Source organism: Desertivirga brevis (assembly GCF_017355835.1).
This window is the reverse complement of sequence record NZ_JAFEWF010000014.1, coordinates 38,942-57,583: the sequence shown is the minus strand read 5'-3', so window position 1 is coordinate 57,583 and position 18,642 is coordinate 38,942. Positions and strand designations below refer to the sequence as shown.

Sequence of the window (18,642 nt, the reverse complement as noted above, 5' to 3'; positions counted from 1 at the left end):
CTCCTGAAAGGGAGCCCTTTTTGCTATTTATGTTTTATCCTATTCTTCGTTCCGCTGCCTCTATTGTTGTATCATTTATACTCGCGTACCTTTTTGCCATATAGCCCGACTCATCAAACTCCCACATCTCATTTCCGTAAGATCGGTACCACTGCCCCGAGCTGTCCCGCCATTCGTACTCAAACCGCACTGCGATTTTGTTGTCCGTAAATGCCCAAAGTTCTTTTTTTAATTTGTAGTCGAGCTCTTTCTCCCATTTATTCTCCAGGAAGCGCTTCACTTCTTCCCGGCCGTTCAAAAACTCTGAGCGATTACGCCATTCTGTATCCACTGTATAGGCAAGACTTACCTTTTCCGGATCACGGGTATTCCAGGCGTCTTCTGCTGCTTGTACTTTTTGGCGGGCTGTTTCTGCAGTAAATGGTGGGACAGGGAATCTTTTTTCCATAGCTAAAAATTGATGATTACTTCCCTAAGTTGAAAAATTAACTGGAAATTCTCAAACATTCTCTAAAAAACATTGTTTTACTCTTTCTCAATCTAGTTACGCGGCTTATAGTTTTAGAATATTGTTCGGGAGGAATGCAACGTAAAAAAATTTTAGTTATTGATGATGATCCGGCGGTCTTAGACGCCCTGAAAATGTCTTTCGAGTACTTCGGAACGGAAGTTTATCCCTTTTCTGAGTGGTCGGCAAATACGATCCAATCTATTATCGATGTTTTCCCAGACCTGATCATCCTGGACGAATGGCTAGTTGGAATTAAGGGCAGCTTTTTGTGTACAATTATTAAATCGATCAACCAGTTACGACGAGTTCCAATAATATTAATTTCCGGAGCGCATAACCTCGCCGAGATTGCAGAAAAGAGCCTTGCTGATGGATATCTGGAGAAGCCTTTAGGTATTGAAGAGATTGAGAAGCTTTTAGATAAGACTTTTAAGGATGGTTACTAACCAACCATTTTAATGCATTTTCTGGATAAGCAAACCTGAATATCAGTTCTTTAACAACTATCCTTCTGCAATTTATCTCTATATATCCCGCGCTTCATTCGATTCGGATGGTTAAATCAAATACACTTTTGTCCTTACTAACTTAAATAGAATCATAACTATCTTCATCGCTGGTAGTCATGATTCTATCTATAATGGGAACAAGACGGATTACTCTACTCCTTTATTTAGATCAAGAGTCACATCAAAAGAGAGGAAAAAAATTTAAAATAAATTGTCAACGTGACAATAACTCAAGATCGATACCGTTTTAGAATCATAATTGGTTAGTTGGCCTGCGTCCCCATGATGCGGCCTTTCTTTTTTTATAGGGAAAAATTGACAGCTCAACTCCCAGGCAATTAAGCCGAACGTCGTCCGATGGGAATCACTTTCCCAAGCAGAAAATCATCAACTTTTTCAATTAAAGTAGCAATATCGAATGGTTTTAGAACAATATCATTCGCACCGTAGTCGCTTACCGCCGAGTAAATACTCTCATGACTTGATACCATAATGATAGGAATATGGGCAGTAAGAGAACTTGCTTTCAAAACTTTACATAGCTCCAGTCCGTTCGTGCCACTTCCAAGCTGTATATCTAAAAGCAAGAGATCTGGGTTGAAAGTGACGATAGCATTTGTCAAGGAATCAGGTGAAAGAATAGTTTTTACTTCATACCCCTCAGCACTCAAAATCATCGCATAAACATCTAATATATCCGGATCATCATCTAACGCTAAAATTCGCTTTCCCATTTAGGTTTGTTTTACACTATGAACCAATAACTTAACAAAATGTTTACACTAAGGGAAAAAACAGATGAAGAACATTCAACAATAAGAACTAGGGGAAAAGTGGCAATCGCTTGCAAGGTCAATGACGTAAAAGGGGGAGAGTGAATTACAAGGGAAGAGATATAATACCTACTTCATAATCTTTTAACACATCTGCTTTACTTTAATATAACGTCAAAGCAGAACCATGAAAAACCAAAACAACCCCTCAATCAATGTTGAATTCATTGACTTGCCAAAACTCCATCATAATGATGGAAATAAGTTTGGTACTCTTGCCGAAAATAAGGCAATCGCGTTTAATCCCGAGACCACTGGAGCCAGTATTCTTGCCGAAAGTAATGTAAGGCGTCAGGTGGCGGATGAGCGTGACATGCTTAACTTCAAAAGTGTGTTTATATCCGGAGATGCGGAACCCGAAATGCTTGTTCAGCCAAGTGCCGCGGATTCAATTATAGCACCGGATAGAATTAGGGGGCAGGGCATGGAAAACGATGAGATCCGTTACGAGCGTGTAATCGATCTGCCAGATTTCCTTCCAGCCTGGTTTTTCAGAGTTGGGGCACAAAGGGCAAAGGCCGTTTGTAAAATAGAGGCTTCCGGAGTCGATTACAAAGGGGTTAGCGGAGCCTGGAGCGGCACTGGTTTCCTTATCAGTGCTAATATCCTGCTAACCAACCATCATGTTTTAAATTCAAAGGAAGTAGCCTCAAAAGCCATCTGCATCTTCAACTACGAAACGGATGAGAATGGAAAGGTTCTGAAAACGGAGACTTTCACCCTGGAACCTGATAAGCTATTCATTACAAGCCCGGCCGAGGGGGGATTGGATTTTACCGCCTGCTGGATTGAAAGCGGAGCATCAGAGCAATTTGGCTTCGTCCCGGTATTCAGGCATTCATTCGCTATTAAAAATGAGGATTGTGCGAATATTGTGCAGCATCCCGATGGCCGCCATAAATCTGTTGTTGTACAGAAAAATGAAGTTTATCAGCAAACTGACACTGTAGTTCATTATACCAGTGATACTGAACCTGGAAGCTCCGGGGCTTTTGTATGCAATAATAGCTGGAAACTTGTTGCCCTACATCATGCAAGCAGGAGAATCAGAGAGGCTGATTTTGCTGAAAACATCAAAGCGGTATACATGAATGAAGGTATTAAGATGGCAGCTATTGCTACCTACCTCGAAAGCCTCTCTGATACTGATCGTAATTATAATGCAGCAAGGCAAGTGTTGGAGGCTTTTAACGGAGTAGACAGTGCCATGGGTTACTTTGGATCTTTAGGGCGGCATACAAGCGGAGCATCTGAATCCGACCTTGAAGTTGTAAGGAATAGTTATCGGGGTGAAGCGAAAGATCTTGACCTATGCTTTTGGAATATAGAGTGGTTTAATAAAAATTATAAGCAGAAGTTAAAGGATGTTGCCTGGGAGATATCAGTACAAAACCTTGATATATGGGTGCTTTCCGAGTCGTCCCCGGAAGCAGCCACTGCATTGGTAGAATATCTTAAAGCGCAGTATGATCTCGATTACGATTGGGTTGCATCTGAGCCGGATGCACCTTCATCTAAACAAACAACAACCGTTATCTGGAATACAAGAACAGCTTCGGTTGTCCGCAAAGACTGGCCGGAAAAGGCCGACAGATGGTTGAGGCTAAACAGCTCCGATTTCAAAGATCTGCACGAGCTGGAAGAAGCGATAGAATTAGAGGCCGTCGATGGCAAAATTTTCGACCGTTATCCGGGCTTATTTTATGTCACCGCTATAAATCCTGAAGCCAGCAGTTCGAGTCACTTTGCTTTCAATTTGGTTCCATTGCATTTGAAAGCAATGTCGGAAGGCAGCAAAAGAAGGCGATTTGCTTGCAAAATACTGGCACAAGCTATCGACTACTGTATTAAACACAAGAATTTTGATGATGAATGGATCCTTGGAGGGGACTTGAACGCTACTCTGGCATCGGGAGATCTGGAGGAGTTGTCGAAGGGAAGTTTAATTGCTCTCAGCGCTGAAGATGCTAAAGCTCAGGCTTTCTCCTACCTTAAAAAGCCTTACCAATCACTCATTGATCATATTTATCTTAGTCCTAACCTTGTTAATCGCACAGATCCCGAAGGTTTCATGATTCTTGCCCGGGAACGGGATAATACCAGAGACGGTAATCCTAAATCAGATTATCTGAGCATCAGTGACCATCGGCCAATTATGGTGCGCCTTAGCCTGGTCGATCCCCAGCAACCAAAGAAAGGAGCTGATGCCTCTGATGACGTTAGAAAAAAAGCTGCTGCAGAGCTCGCAGGGCTTATCAGCTCAGAACCGTCAAACGATCCCGTTGGTCTTGATTCAAACGCACTTGGAACAAGGGAAGAGGCTCTGGAAATACTTGAACGGTCCAGAAATCGCATCTATTACGACAAGATAGCCGACGACCAAAATAAAGCTTCTTACTATAGCCCAATGCCCACATTCTCAGATCCGGACAAGCTCTTCCGTCATTTTCATGATCTTGTAAGAAGTACACATTCCAAACCATTACCTTATAAACCCGCATTATACGTTTATCCCTGGGTTGATCTTCAGCCGGACCTGCAGCTTGTTAATCTTTATAACGGTGCAGCTACCACTCCTGAAATACTGATCGAAGCTGATTTCGAGATTGAAGAAAGCGAGTTTGAAGGTAATGCGATGTTTAATTGCGAACATGTTGTTCCTCAATCCTGGTTCGATAAAAGATCTCCTCAGCGCGGTGATTTGCACCATCTTTTCGCTTGTACCCCAAATTGTAACAGTTTCCGCGGTAATATTCCCTATATCGAATTTCCTGACTGGGAAGAGAAAACAATGGCCGACTGCGGAAAACGTGAAACGGAAGGATTCGAACCCAAAAGATCAAAAGGGATAGTAGCAAGAGCCACTCTGTATTTTATGCTCCGCTACCCCAACGATAAGGTGCGATATACCGGTTCTAGTTTTGCTAATCTACTAGCCTGGAATCTGGAAGAGCCTCCCGGAGAATATGAATTTCATCGTAATGCTGCTATTCAGGAACTACAGGGAAACAGAAATCCCTTTATTGACTTTCCCAAACTTGCTACTCAACTGAACTTCCGCAGATCAGGAGTTTAATTTTCTGTGTCAAGGATCGCCTGATCTTGCATCAGTGGCCCATTTAAAAGGAGGCTGCTGATGCAATGATCCTTTCAAAACTCCTAACTGATTCGCATGCGGACAATAAGTTTCAGTCACTCATCTCAAAAGTAACCTTAGTCATTTTACGATCCTTTCCAATTCGAAATATTTGCTGTTAAAACAAAGCAATGACTATAAAATTGAATGGTAAAGTGAACAACCTCGGAGAAAGGATCAGGTTGCTAAGATTGAAAAATCAATGGACCCAGGAGTCAGTAGCAAACCGTTTATTTATTTCGATCCCTGCATATTCGAAGATAGAAACAGGAATTACTGATCTTAATTTATCACGGTTAGAACAGATCGCCAAGATATTTAATTTACCATTGACCGAATTACTTAACTTAGATAAGGTAAGAGAGAACGAGGCCAATGATACTGCACTCCAAGAACTTAACTTGCTTTTGAAGGAAAGGAACCAGGAAGTGATCAATCTTCATAAAAAGATAATCGATCTATACGAAGAATTAGGAAGAATTCAGGGGAGCGATAAGTCTTAATCCAGAAGTAGTCAGATTTCATATGCATCAGCAGATTGATTATATGTACAGTAACATTGAGCTAATTAAAATAGAAAAAAGGTAAGTCAGGGTGTTAAGTTAGCCCTCTTGCTAAAAAAGCGAAACGGCTTTTTGATATATAGAATTAGCAATTGGGATGAGGTTTGTTATAGCGCGTTCAATTGTTGCTATTTTATTCTCCTGCGTTCCCTACTTTAAATAATTTAGGCGCCTCTACAATCGCACTCTTTGGTTTGGAAGACCTTCCTCCAAGCTTGTTTTTCTGGTAATTTTGATTAAAATCCTTGAACTTTTGTTTTGCCAAGCCTCTGAAATCACCTCTAAAACAACTATTAGAGCGGTTTTTCCTACCATTATACATTTGTGTCAAAGTATGCAACAAATGTTCAATCCCTTTTATCCTACGCCCGGTAAGTTTGAATCATAAACCAATCTGTTCCTAATTGATCATGAACCCACCCTGGGGCAGAACAAATGGAGGAGCAGACGGAGTAAGGAAAAGGATTGACCAATTATATGAACAGGAATCTCAGACAGATCTTATTAGCAGCAATGCTATTATCCGGAGGTAGCTGCCTCTCGCAGGATATAAAGAATAGCAATGTAACCGGCTATGCCGGACCTGCAAGATCTGTCGATACTTTAAAAATTTACTCAAAACCTCTGGTTGCTGATCTTTATACAGCCGACCCCTCAGCACATGTTTTTGACGGTAAAATATTTATTTATCCCTCACACGATATAGAGTCAAATGCCGGAAAAAATAATAGTGGTGATGGCTTTGACATGAAGGATTACCATGTGTTCTCAATGACATCGGTAGGTGGGCAAATTAAAGATCATGGGGTTGCATTGGATATCAAATCTATTCCCTGGGCTGGAAAACAGCTTTGGGCTCCCGATGTAGCTTTTAAAAACGGCAAGTATTTTCTTTATTTCCCATTAAAAGATAAACAAGGCGTGTTCCGGATCGGGGTAGCCACAAGTAACAAACCAGAAGGCCCTTATAAAGCTGAAGCCGCCCCGATAGAGGGAAGTTATAGTATTGATCCGGCAGTATTCACTGATTCGGATGGCAGCTCTTACATGTATTTCGGAGGCATCTGGGGCGGGCAGCTGCAACAATGGGAAAAGGGCATCTTCAACCCACAGGGATCAGACACCGATCTTAAACAAGACGACCAGCCAGCGATTACTCCCAAAGTTGCTAAGCTGAAAAGCAACATGCTGGAGTTTGCCGAGCCCGTGAGGAACGTCGAGATCCTCGATGAAGCCGGGAATCTTCTAAAGGGAGGAGACCACGATAGAAGGTTCTTCGAGGCAGCCTGGCTGCATAAGTACAAGGGTAAATATTACTTCTCCTATTCCACAGGCGACACGCATCGCATCTGCTATGCAACTGGTTCCAGCCCGTATGGTCCCTTTACCTATCAGGGAGTGATACTCAAGCCGGTACTGGGCTGGACTAATCATCATTCTATTCTTGAATATAAAGGCAAGTGGTATATGTTCTACCATGATAGCGAGCTCTCCGATGGCAAAACCAATCTAAGGAACATAAAGGTTGCCGAACTTCATTTTGATAAAGAGGGAAGGATTCTTCCTATGGATGCTATGCAGCAAGAACCTGCAAAGCCCTGATGCCAATAGCCACCAAATAACTAGCTGATAATTAATTAAGAACCATTATGAACATTTTTACGAATCAAGATCAACCCGTTTCAGTAACGGGGGCAAGCAGGTACTTTGTACAACCATCATTCTTAAATTTTCCAATTTACTAATCAAACAAATCAATTATGAATCGAATCAGACCAATTAATAGGTTTTGGTTGCTCCTGTTTTTTATTTTTCCTTTAACTGTTATCGCTCAGGAAAGGATTGTATCCGGAAAGGTACTCGATGAAACCAGTCAGCCATTACCAGGAGCTAGTGTAAAACTAAAATCAGGTACAGCATCGGCTACCACAGATGTAACCGGGGCCTTTAAGATCAGGGTTCCAGAAGGTGCAGCAACCTTAGTTGTATCATTCATAGGATACGTTACTAAGGAAGTTGCGGTAGGCGCAAGTTCAACAACACTAAGTGTTTCTTTAGCACCAAAATCAAATAGTTTAGATGCGGTAGTGGTTGTAGGTTACGGAACGCAGAAGCGCGCAGACATAACCGGAGCTGTTGCCGGAATTAAGGGTGAAAGTCTTCAGGAAGTACCTTCTGCAAACGCCGTAGCGGCTTTACAGGGAAGGGTTGCGGGTGTCGACATTTCCAGAAACAGCTCAAGACCGGGGGCCGGCGGCCAGATAAGGATCAGAGGAAACAGGTCTTTAAGTGGAACCAGCGAACCGTTGATCGTTTTAGATGGAGTGCCATTCAATGGCAGTATCAACGATATCAATCCCGACGATATTGCGAATATAGACATCCTTAAGGATGCCTCTTCTACAGCTATTTATGGTTTCAGAGGCTCAAATGGAGTTATCCTCATCACTACCAAGCGTGGCCGCACAGGTAAAGCGCAACTGTCATACAGCTCCTACACGGGTTTCAGCAATGTAAGGGCACAGTACGATATGTTTAATGGGGAGGATTTCGTCGCGTTCCGTTCAGCGGCTTCTCCGGCATACACCGCCGGTTATTCACCTAGCGAACTTAAAGGTATCGCCAACGGTACTTCAACAAACTGGCAGGACCATCTTTACAAAACTGGTATTGTAACAGATCATAACCTGGGCATTTCTGGCGGAAGTGAAGGTGTAACGTATAGCCTTTCCAGCGGATATTACAAAGATCAGGGCGTTATCACAGGTGTTGGGTTCGAGCGTTATTCCCTAAATACCACCATCGATGCCATTGCAACCAAAAGGATTAAAGTGGGTTTAAGTACCCGTAATACCTTAAGTTATTCTAACGGCGGAGGTGTAAATCCACTTTATGCTACCTTAAGGATCACTCCCTTAGCTTCTGCATTTAACGAGGATGGTTCAGTGAACTTATATCCTATGGAAGGGACCATCGATGCAACCGCTACAATGAATCCATTAACCCTTTCTAACAAAGACAACATCTTAGACAGGAATAGAAGAATTAGAACATATAATGTGATCTATGGGGAAGTTGACATCCTGAAAGGTTTGAAATACAAGATCAACGTCGGACTTGATTTCAGACAGGATAACAGAGGTACTTTCTTTGGCCCGAATACGATCATTCGTCCTGATGCAACTACTTCCGCTCAGGCTACGGCAAGTGTGTCAAACAGCGAAGCATGGACTGCTCTTGTTGAGAACCTGGTAACCTATAACAGGGTAATAGCCAAAGACCACCGCGTTGATTTTACCGGATTATTCAGTATCCAACGCGATCGTAGTGCTCAGAACGCTCAAAATAGTGTAGGTTATCCGAATGAGGCCGTGCAATACTACAATTTCTTCATGGCTAATACCGTAACCCAGGTAGATCCGGGAGGCAATGGCTTTGTACGAGGCGGTCTGCAATCCTACATGGGAAGGCTTAACTACGGGTATAAAAATCGCTATCTGGCTACCTTCACCCTGCGCAGGGATGGCGCCAATGTCTTCCCCGTTAACAAGTACTTAAATTATCCTGCTGCTGCTTTAGGTTGGAATATCATCAATGAAAACTTCATGAAAGCAGTTCCGGCAATAACAAATTTGAAGTTAAGAGCTTCTTACGGTGTAACCGGAAACCCTAGTATCCCGGCTGACGCAACCCGTGGTTCCCTTTCAAATAACAACTATAATTACGGTCCTAATAACGTTAAAGGCTATTTCATCTCCGGCCTGCCAAACGTTGGTTTGAAATGGGAAAGCACCAAGCAGTTAAACCTGGGATTGGATTACGGCTTCCTTCGCGACCGCATCACTGGCTCGATCGAGGTATACAGACAAAATACAGACGACCTGATCATCCAAAAACAATTACCAAGAAGTAATGGTGCAACCAGCTACTGGACCAACGCAGCCGCTACTAAGGGAAAAGGATTGGAGTTCAGCATTAATACCTTAAACATAATGTCTTCTAAGAAAGGTGGCTTTACCTGGTCTTCAGACTTCAATATGGCAATGAACCGCGAAGAGATCGTAAGACTTGCTGATGCAACGACAAAACAAGACCTGGGCAATGGTTGGTTCGTAGGGCAGCCGGTAAACGTTATTTACGATTTTACCAAACTGGGTATCTGGCAAACATCAGAAGCTGTTGAAGCCGCAAGTTATGCAGGGTATTCAGCCACTCCTGGCCAGATCAAGATCGCCGACCTGAATGGGGATATGAAAATCGATGATCAGGACAGAAGCGTTATCGGGACATTCCAACCTAAAGTGACCATGGGTATGACTCAAAGGGTTACTTACAAGGGGTTCGACCTGTCTGCTGTTGCTTTTGCACGGCTGGGTAATAAGATCGTAGCTCCTTATCTAACGACAGATGGTACCGGAACTGGTTATTTTGCTTTCCTTAACGGACGTTCAAACCAACCAAAAGTAGATTACTGGACTCCAACAAATCCAAGCAATGCTTTCCCAAGGCCGGCTGGTGGCGCTACCAGTTTCCCTTATGCAAGTACACTTCAATATTACGACGGAAGCTTTGTAAAGGTGCGCAGTATCAACTTGGGCTATACTCTTCCGGTAAACATTGTAAGTAAGATCGGCATCAGTTCTTTGAGAGTTTATGCTTCTGCGAACAACCCCTTCATCCTTTACTCACCTTTTGTTAAGTCAGGTTTAGGAATCGATCCGGAAGGAACCGGAACAGGCGGTACAGTGGGAACTAATAACGTAGCCGCAAGGAATATAACAGTAGGATTGGATCTGCCATCAACAAGACAATTCCTGTTTGGGGTAAATGCTAAATTTTAAAAGATAAAACGTGGTAAAGATGAAACTTTATAAAAATATTAATATTGGTTTACTGGCTTTAGCATTAGCTGGAGCTACTATATCAAGTGGCTGTAAAAAAGTCCTTGACTCGGAATACCGCTCTAATTTAGGTCCCGAGTCATTCAAAACTGCTGATGGACTGCAAGCAGGTTTAAATGCGTCCTATGCAACTACCCGTTTCTTCTGGGGAAGTGAAGGTTTCACCGCATCACAGGTTGCCGGAACCGATGAGGTGGTAAGAGGTGGTGATGGCGGTTTGGACTTTCATAACTATACCAATATCAATCCTCAGAACGGAACCATCCAGGGAGTTTGGGACAACAGTTATGTACCAATTAATAATTTGAATGGGGTATTGGAGTTCGGGCCAGAGGCGAATGTTTCGGATGCGGTGAAGAACCAGTTATTAGGTGAAGCTAAGTTTTTGAGAGCCTTCTACTACTTCCTGCTCGTGCAGAATTATGGCGATGTGCCTTTGAAGTTGAAGTTTAACAATACTCCAAGTACGGTAGATAAAAGAGCGCCTAAAAAAGAAGTTTATGAGGCGATCATAAAAGACCTTACAGAAGCTTCTCAGCAGCTTGGGGTAATTGATCCGGGAGCTTCCAAGGGTAAGGCCTCCAAAGCCGCAGCAATGCACCTGCTTGCAAAAGTATACCTTACAAAGGGCTGGGATCCTGCTGCCCGTGAAGGCGATGGTACTGCTGATTTCACGAATGCCTATAATACAGCAACAAGTTTAATCAATCAGAGCTCGGCTTTAAAAGTAGGATTAGAGCAAAATTTTGCTGATGTGTTCAGGGAAGGTAACGAGTATGGAAAAGAGTCGTTATTTGTTGCAGACCGTAATACAGATCCTGTTTACTCCGAAAGCGGATACAACTCTACAACAGCGCCATCCAGTGGTAACAAAGAAAATCGCTTAAACATGTACTGGGTATCATTTTATACCCTTACCCGTAATGTGAATGAGAATATTCCGGGTGCACCAAATGTAACCACCCAAATGATGGCGCGGGACCAGGTTAACGGACGTCCTTTCCGTCGTTTCAGGCCAACGCCTTATACTTATGCTGCTTTCAATAACAGGGCTAATGATTCACGTTACGATGGAACTTTCCAAAAAGCCTGGATCATGAACCTGCCTTCAACCCAGGATAATAACGTTCAAACCACTACTCCAGCGTTTACAACTACCCGTAACGGCGTGCAGGTAACCTTGGTTAAAGGTGTTGACACAGCGATCTTTATGCCTGGTCGTGAGGTTACAGTAGAAGAAAGACAGAAGTTTAAAGGTGTGATCATAGCTCCATCTCAATACAATACAGAATGGTTCCCAACGATGATCAAGCACATGGATAGGACCAAGCAGCACTTTAACGACGCTTCAGATCGTCCTATTATTTTGATGCGCCTGGGCGAAACTTATCTTGTTGCAGCAGAAGCAGCCTTCAAATTGGGCAGGACCGACGATGCGGCAACAATGATCAATGCAGTCAGAACCAGAGCGGCTTACAGACCAACTAACTCTTCAACTCAGAATGCTGCTGCCGCAGCAGCCTTGCAGATCGGGGGAGGAGCCGTAACGCTTACTTTTATCCTTGAAGAGCGTACTCGTGAAATGTATGGAGAGATGACCCGTTGGTTTGACCTGGTACGTACAAGAACTCTGGTGGAAAGAGCTAAGCTCTATAACGAGATGGCAGCTCCGAATATCAAAGACTTCCATGTTTTGAGACCAATTCCTGCGGCTTCACAACTGGATCTGCTCACTAACCGTGATGAGTTCCCTCAAAATGATGGATATTAATTTATAAACAGCAGGCCTAACAGCCTGCTCAAATCTTATTCAAAATGAAACTTAATACATTGCTATATAGCGCCATCATTGCAGCAGCGGGAATTTTCAGTTCCTGCGAGAAAGACAGCCAGAATGGTGCGTTTGAAAATACTGGTAATTTTACCGATACAACCGGCGGTTTAAAAAGCGCAGCAGCTTTTCCTATCGGACTAGCTATAGAGTACCAGCCAGCTATTACCAATCCTAAATATTGGTCTATCGTAAAAAATGAAGCAGCTGCAATCACGTTTGGTAACGAACTCAAGAACAATGCAATTGTAAAAGCAGATGGATCTTATGACTTCGCCACTGCTGATAATTTTTATAATCTTGCAAAAAATAATGGTATTGAAGTTTTCGGACATACCCTGGTTTGGCATTCACAACAAAGAGCAACCTATTATAACTCTTTGATCGGTAGCTCCGGAAATAGCGGAGGGGTAACAAACCTTGTAGTTAATCCTGGTTTCGAAACCACAACAGTAGGTACCGCTGCCGAACCCGCAGACGGCTGGCAGGTGCTTAACGGTTCGGGGCAGTTTGTGAGTGCTTCTACCAATACTAATTCAGGTTCAAAAGCCCTGCAGGTAAACGTTCCTGCTGGTGGCCAAAACTGGAACTCGCAATTGGTCACTAAAGCTCAGATCCCGGTTACCGCAGGTAAAACATACACTATTTCCTATTTTATCAAGGGAGCCAACGCTCAAACGATACAATTTGAAGTAAGACCATTTTCGGGTACCACAGCCGGTTCTATCAATTATCAGGGAGGAAGGCCAGTTACTACCAGCTATGCTAAGGTATCTTATGATTATGTTGTACCTGCAGGTGTAACTGCAATTCAACTGGCTTTCGACTTAGGAGGCACCGCCAATACCCTTTACCTGGATGACGTTAGTGTCATCGATGCGAGTGCTGTTCCTCCTCCTTCCAATACCCAGATTGCAACTATAGTTGACAATGCAATGAAAAATCATATTCAAACGGTGCTTAGCCGTTATGCAGGTAAGATCAAAGCATGGGATGTAATTAACGAACCTTTTGCAGACGACGCAACCTTGCGAAATAATACCAATACCCCTGCAGGTACACGTAATGATATTTTCGTATGGCAACATTATTTGGGTAGGGATTTTGCTGCAAAAGCATTTCAGTACGCCAAAGCTGCAGATCCCACTGCCGATCTGTATATGAACGATTATAACCTGGAAAGCAGTCCTTCCAAGCTTGACGCATTTGTAACTTTAGCCAAGGAATTAAAAGCAGCAAACACAGGTATAACCGGAGTAGGTACTCAGATGCACATGCTATTGAGCACTCCCTATGCAAATATCATTAACATGATGCAGAAACTTGCGGCAACGGGCTTAAAAGTAAGGATATCAGAACTGGATATCAGAATAAATCCAGGAGGAGCTAATCCATCTACCAACTATGTTCCTTCAGAATACGACCTGCGTTTACAAGCGGCAATGTACAAGTTCGTAGTAGCAACATATAAAAAATATGTTCCTGAAGCTCAAAGAGGCGGTATCACTGTTTGGGGAATTGATGATACCAGCAGCTGGCTAAACACATCAACCAATGTTGCAGCAAATAGACTGGATTATCCCCTTTTATGGAATAAAGACTTTGCGAAAAAACCAGCTTACGCAGGATTCAAGCAAGCCTTATTAGGAAACGGAGAAAATTGACCTGAACGTCAGATGCAACATTCTACGTAAACTCAATTGCAATTTTCAATAATTGGTTCACAGAAATAGCCGGTCCTTCCCTAGGACCGGCTTTTACTAACTTCCACTTAAACCAGCAAGTAAATTTTCAACTTACCCACTGCTTACCAAAAATCACTCAACTCTTAGTTGTTCCTGCCGATTTTCGTTTAAGTTGCATGTATTCAGATGGCAGCATATGGTATTTAGTCTTGAAAGCTCTTGTGAAATAATTAGGTGTGGCAAAGCCTGCAGCATACCCAACCTCTGCAATTGTCAAAGCACTTTTCTCCAGTAGCAGCACAGCTTTTTCAAGCTTCACATTTCGAATATACTCTATTGGCGATTGTCCTGTTAATTCCCTTATTTTACTGTATAGAGTACTTCGGCTCATATTCAAGTGCTTGCTGAGGTCCTCGACAGATAATTTAGGGTCATTAATATTCTGTTCTATATACAATAATGCCTTACCTAATAATTTTGCATCTGCAGATTCAACTTCCTGATCCAGGGTTATTTTAAATTGTTTCGTATATGTATCCCTGGAAGTGCGATTTAAGGTAAGTAAGTTTCTTATCTTGACGTTAAGGATCTCAAAGTTGAAGGGTTTGGTAATGTAATCATTGGCACCAGTACCCAATCCCTTTATCTGTTCTGCCTCTGCAGCCAGGGCCGTTAATAATATCACCGGAATATTACTTGTCCTTTTGTCAAGTTTGATTTTCTCGCTTAGCTCAAGGCCGTCCATTTCGGGCATATTAATATCGCTTACTATTAATTGTGGATGATGGGAAAGGGCTTTCTGCCAGCCTTCTTTGCCATTTGATGCCTCGATAATTCTATAGTAAGCCTTTAAATTATCTTTTAAATAAAATCTGAAATCTTCATTATCTTCAATCAATAGAACTAACGGCAGATCTTTCTTACGAGTGAAGTCCTCTGCTGGAGAAGTTTGATCGCATGGCCGGGAAAATTCCTCAGCTGTATTATAAAGTAAAGTATCTGGCAAGCTTTGAAGACCGGTATCGCCCGGCACTGAAGTTTCAAGGGGGACAAGTGGTAAGTTTATAATAAATGTAGTTCCTTTGCCAAACTCACTTTCTACCTCTATAGATCCTCCGTGCATTTTTACAAATTCCTTAGTTATGGAAAGACCTATACCAGTACCCTGATTTAAGATGGCCGCACTTGTGCTGCTCTGGAAGAACCGGTCGAATATTTTTTCTTTCTTATCCTGGTCAATGCCAATGCCTGTATCTGAAACCTTGATACATAAACAGGTTGTCGTAGGGGCTAAGCCGGTGCCGGTTTCTTCTATTACCACACGTATTGCTCCATCTCCCATCGTAAACTTAAATGCATTGGAAAGAAGGTTAAACAAGATCCTTTCAACCTTGTCGTGATCAAAAAGTGTATTCAGACTTTGAATAGTGCTGGTAATTGAAAAGTTGATATGCTTCCTTTCAGAAAGATCTTTGAAGGAACCCGCTACTTCCTGTATAAAAGAGATTATATCGCCTTCTGTAAGATTGAGTTTTAATTCCTGTTCCTCCATTTTCCGGAAGTCGAGCAGTTGATTAACAAGATTTAATAATCTTCTTGCGTTTCGTTTTACCATAGAAAGCTGATCTCGCTTCTTATCGTTATCTTCAGCGGATAAAAGCTTATCTACAGGTCCCATAATTAAGGATATTGGGGTTCGAAACTCATGACTTAAGTTGGTGAAGAATTTTATTTTGAGATTATCAAGTTCTCTAACACGTTCAGCTTCCTTTCGTTCCTGTTCCAGCATCTGCGCCACTTTAGACCTTTCCTGCTCGAGCGCAAACTTCGCTTCTAACTTTTTCAACGTCCTATGTCTGAGGTAGAATAATAGGCTCCCTGTCGCCAGCAGGTAAAAGAGATACGCATAAATGGTTCGCCAGAAGGGCGGTTTTACATTTATTTTTATAAATGCTCCTTCATTGTTCCATAGCCCATCATTATTACTTGCCTTAACGCGAAAAGTATATTTTCCGGGGTCCAGATTTGTGTAAGAGGCACTGCGTCCCAACCCCGGGCGGCTCCAATTATCATCAAACCCTTCAAGAATGTACGAATATTTATTTTGTTGGGCAGCCGTATAATTTATGCCTACAAAACTTAATGAAAAGTTCTGTTTGTAATCCAGGTTTATTTCCCTTGCAACTGAAATGTGCGCTTTTAAAATGGAACTATCTGCTGGGCTTACTGATTCATTATCAATCTTTAAATCCGTAAATAGTACAGGCGGGATGTTTTTATTTTTTCTTAAGTGCGACGGATTGAAGTAATCAATCCCTTCTACTCCTCCAAAGTAAAGCTCTCCGTCAGGCAAACGGATGCCTGACCCCCGCAAAAAATTATCATTTTGTACTCCGTTGTAGCGGTTATACTTAACGAAGGTTTTTGTTCTTAGATCAAAGCTGCAAATTCCTGCATTAGTGCTTATCCACAGCTTGTTTTCATTTTCCTCCAATATTTTGTAAACTACATCATTGGCAAGTCCATCTTTTTCAGTAAATGCAACAAATCTGTTTGTTTTCTTGTCGAGCAAATTCAATCCACCCCCTGCAGTTCCAACCCAGATATTGTTTCTGCTGTCATTGAATATTGAGACAATAATATTGTTAGATAAGTTGCTTTCTTTAGAATATTTTGAGAACGTTTTGGTTGCGGGACTATAAACTGCAAGCCCGGCTCCGTGTGTCCCAATCCATATCCTACCTGATTTGTCTTCGGTGATATCCCGGATGAAATTATTTCCCGGAAGATGGAAGGGGGATGTGGGCGGCAGTTCGGAACTGTATTTCGTAAATGTTTTTGTAAGGGGATTATATACATTTATTCCCCCGCCATTTGTTCCAATCCACACATTGCCACTACGGTCTTCGGTAATACAAAAAATGTTATTGTGATTTAGATCAGAAGCACCAGGACCCTTAAAGAAATGCGAAAAGTTGCCAGATACCGGATTATATAAAAATAGTCCATTCGAATAAGAACCTATCCATAGGTTCTTATCTTTTGTCATTTCCAAGGCCAGAATTGATAGGCGAGATGACTGCTTTATGGGTAAAGGAATAGGGATTTGAGAGAATAAACCTGTTCTACGGTTAAAAAGCTGAAGCCCACCGCCATCTGTTGCCGTATAAATTTGATTGTTATTTAACGCAGCAAAAGCAGTAACTCTTGGTGCCACCAAGCCCTCCGGATCGAAAGGATTACTTTGTATTGAGTGAAATAGGGAGAGATTTTTATCGTATTTATTTATCCCACCCTGAAATGATCCCAACCAGTAAATTTTCAATTTGTTGTCTATGTACACACAACGGATAGAATTGCTTGTTAAGCTGTACCTGTTCCGTTTATCAGTAAAATGCTTTACAATTGCGCCCGATCGTGTATCAAGGATATTCAGGCCATCTTCTGTGCCAATCCAAATTTTACCCTCGTTGTCGCTGGCCAAAGCATATACATTGTTATTGCTCAGGCCGTTACTTCCCGAGTTATTCTCTGTGTAATTTATGAAGTTCTTCCCATCTTGCTGTAACATACCGATGCCATCAGTGGTGCCAATCCATAAATTTCCACGGCTGTCTTCTGTAATTGCCTTTATATCCGGACCAGCGGCACCTTCCAGTTTTTCCAAACTTACCTTGACGAATTTTTTTGATTGCTTGTCATGCCGGTACATGCCATTATCGGTTCCTACCCAAATGCGTTGCTTACGGTCTTCAAACAGTGAAAGGATGTTTTTGATAGGTAAGGGGGAATTCCCCCAGACTGGAGAATTTACAGAAATAGTGTAGCTATTTTTTCTCGCAGGATTCACAATACTTAAGCCCCCATAGTGCCCGATCCAAATCTTCCCTGAAGCATCTCCTGTAATCGCATTAACCGGGCTATTGAAGGGCCGGCTGAATCTGAAATTTTGGAAATTATCCCTGCTCCGGTCGTATGAGCTTAATGAACCTTCTTCTGTCCCGATCCATAGGGTGCCTGATCTGTCTTCATAAAGTGCAGTTATCCGGTTGGAGGGGATACTCGAGCTATCATTAAGGCGATGCCTGTAGATGGAAAAACTGGTGCCGTCAAATTTATTTAATCCATCATCAGTTGCAAACCACATCAAGCCGTAGTGATCTTTCAGGATTTTATTGACAGTCTTGGACGACAAACCCTGCCTGGTGGTTATTGTAGTGAAATCAATGTTTTGATCCTGAGCGAATCCAAGATGTAATAAGCTGAAAATTAATAAAAACGGGATAACAAATTTATAATACTTCATACTTCCTACAGGTCAGTTTTATCACGCAGCTTCATTTACTCCGAATATTTTATCTAAATATATTCGAACGGCGCGTCTCCCTGCAATTAAAACGCGAGAATGAGATGTATGAAAGTGCTGTGCGAATTGGTTATACAGACAAATATACGCTGCAAGTGCAGTAAAAAATGGAACAGTTGTTCGATTGTATGGAACAGGTGTTCGAATTTGATCTTCAAACCCCGAATCCAGATAGAGGGTGATGGAGCATAGCTCTACCAGGAACGGGTTCAGAATCCCCAGGCTGAGAAGAAAGCCTATTGATAGAAATTAAACTTTTGGGATACGATTTAAAACAAATGTGAGAGGGGAATAAAAGAACTTAAGT

At 42.2% G+C, this 18,642-nt stretch carries 10 protein-coding genes; 7 read left to right on the top strand and 3 right to left on the bottom strand.

What is annotated here, in order from left to right; genetic code table 11:
* Positions 1-34: 34 nt before the first annotated feature.
* Positions 35-448 (bottom strand): nuclear transport factor 2 family protein, encoded by a 414-nt coding sequence (locus J4N25_RS25015; protein WP_207424631.1) that lies wholly within the window; start codon positions 446-448, stop codon positions 35-37.
* A 134-nt stretch (positions 449-582) separates the two neighbouring features.
* On the opposite strand from J4N25_RS25015, the gene J4N25_RS25010 reads away from it, so the two are divergent.
* Complete coding sequence (locus J4N25_RS25010; protein ID WP_207424630.1) at positions 583-957, top strand: response regulator; 375 nt, start codon at positions 583-585, stop codon at positions 955-957.
* 401 nt (positions 958-1,358) lie between these two features.
* Here the strand turns inward: J4N25_RS25010 and J4N25_RS25005 are convergent, their stop codons facing one another.
* A complete protein-coding gene (locus tag J4N25_RS25005; protein WP_207424629.1) occupies positions 1,359-1,754 on the bottom strand; it encodes a response regulator in 396 nt (131 codons plus the stop codon).
* Between the two features lie 226 nt (positions 1,755-1,980).
* On the opposite strand from J4N25_RS25005, the gene J4N25_RS25000 reads away from it, so the two are divergent.
* From J4N25_RS25000 to J4N25_RS24975, 6 genes are all read left to right on the top strand, one after another.
* Positions 1,981-4,929, top strand: a complete 2,949-nt coding sequence (locus J4N25_RS25000) for an endonuclease (RefSeq protein ID WP_207424628.1) — start codon at positions 1,981-1,983, stop codon at positions 4,927-4,929.
* Positions 4,930-5,120: 191 nt separating this feature from the next.
* Positions 5,121-5,492, top strand: coding sequence for a helix-turn-helix domain-containing protein (locus tag J4N25_RS24995; protein ID WP_242696025.1), 372 nt, complete (start codon positions 5,121-5,123; stop codon positions 5,490-5,492).
* Positions 5,493-6,029: 537 nt separating this feature from the next.
* A complete protein-coding gene (locus tag J4N25_RS24990; protein ID WP_207424627.1) occupies positions 6,030-7,154 on the top strand; it encodes a glycoside hydrolase family 43 protein in 1,125 nt (374 codons plus the stop codon).
* Between the two features lie 158 nt (positions 7,155-7,312).
* Entirely contained in the window at positions 7,313-10,393 is a 3,081-nt protein-coding gene (locus J4N25_RS24985) for a SusC/RagA family TonB-linked outer membrane protein (RefSeq protein WP_207424626.1), read from the top strand.
* Between the two features lie 19 nt (positions 10,394-10,412).
* A complete protein-coding gene (locus J4N25_RS24980; protein WP_207424625.1) occupies positions 10,413-12,224 on the top strand; it encodes a RagB/SusD family nutrient uptake outer membrane protein in 1,812 nt (603 codons plus the stop codon).
* Positions 12,225-12,268: 44 nt separating this feature from the next.
* Entirely contained in the window at positions 12,269-13,948 is a 1,680-nt protein-coding gene (locus J4N25_RS24975) for an endo-1,4-beta-xylanase (RefSeq protein WP_207424624.1), read from the top strand.
* Positions 13,949-14,105: 157 nt separating this feature from the next.
* Here J4N25_RS24975 and J4N25_RS24970 read toward each other — a convergent pair whose 3' ends face one another.
* Complete coding sequence (locus J4N25_RS24970) at positions 14,106-18,275, bottom strand: hybrid sensor histidine kinase/response regulator transcription factor (RefSeq protein WP_207424623.1); 4,170 nt, start codon at positions 18,273-18,275, stop codon at positions 14,106-14,108.
* Positions 18,276-18,642: the final 367 nt, after the last annotated feature.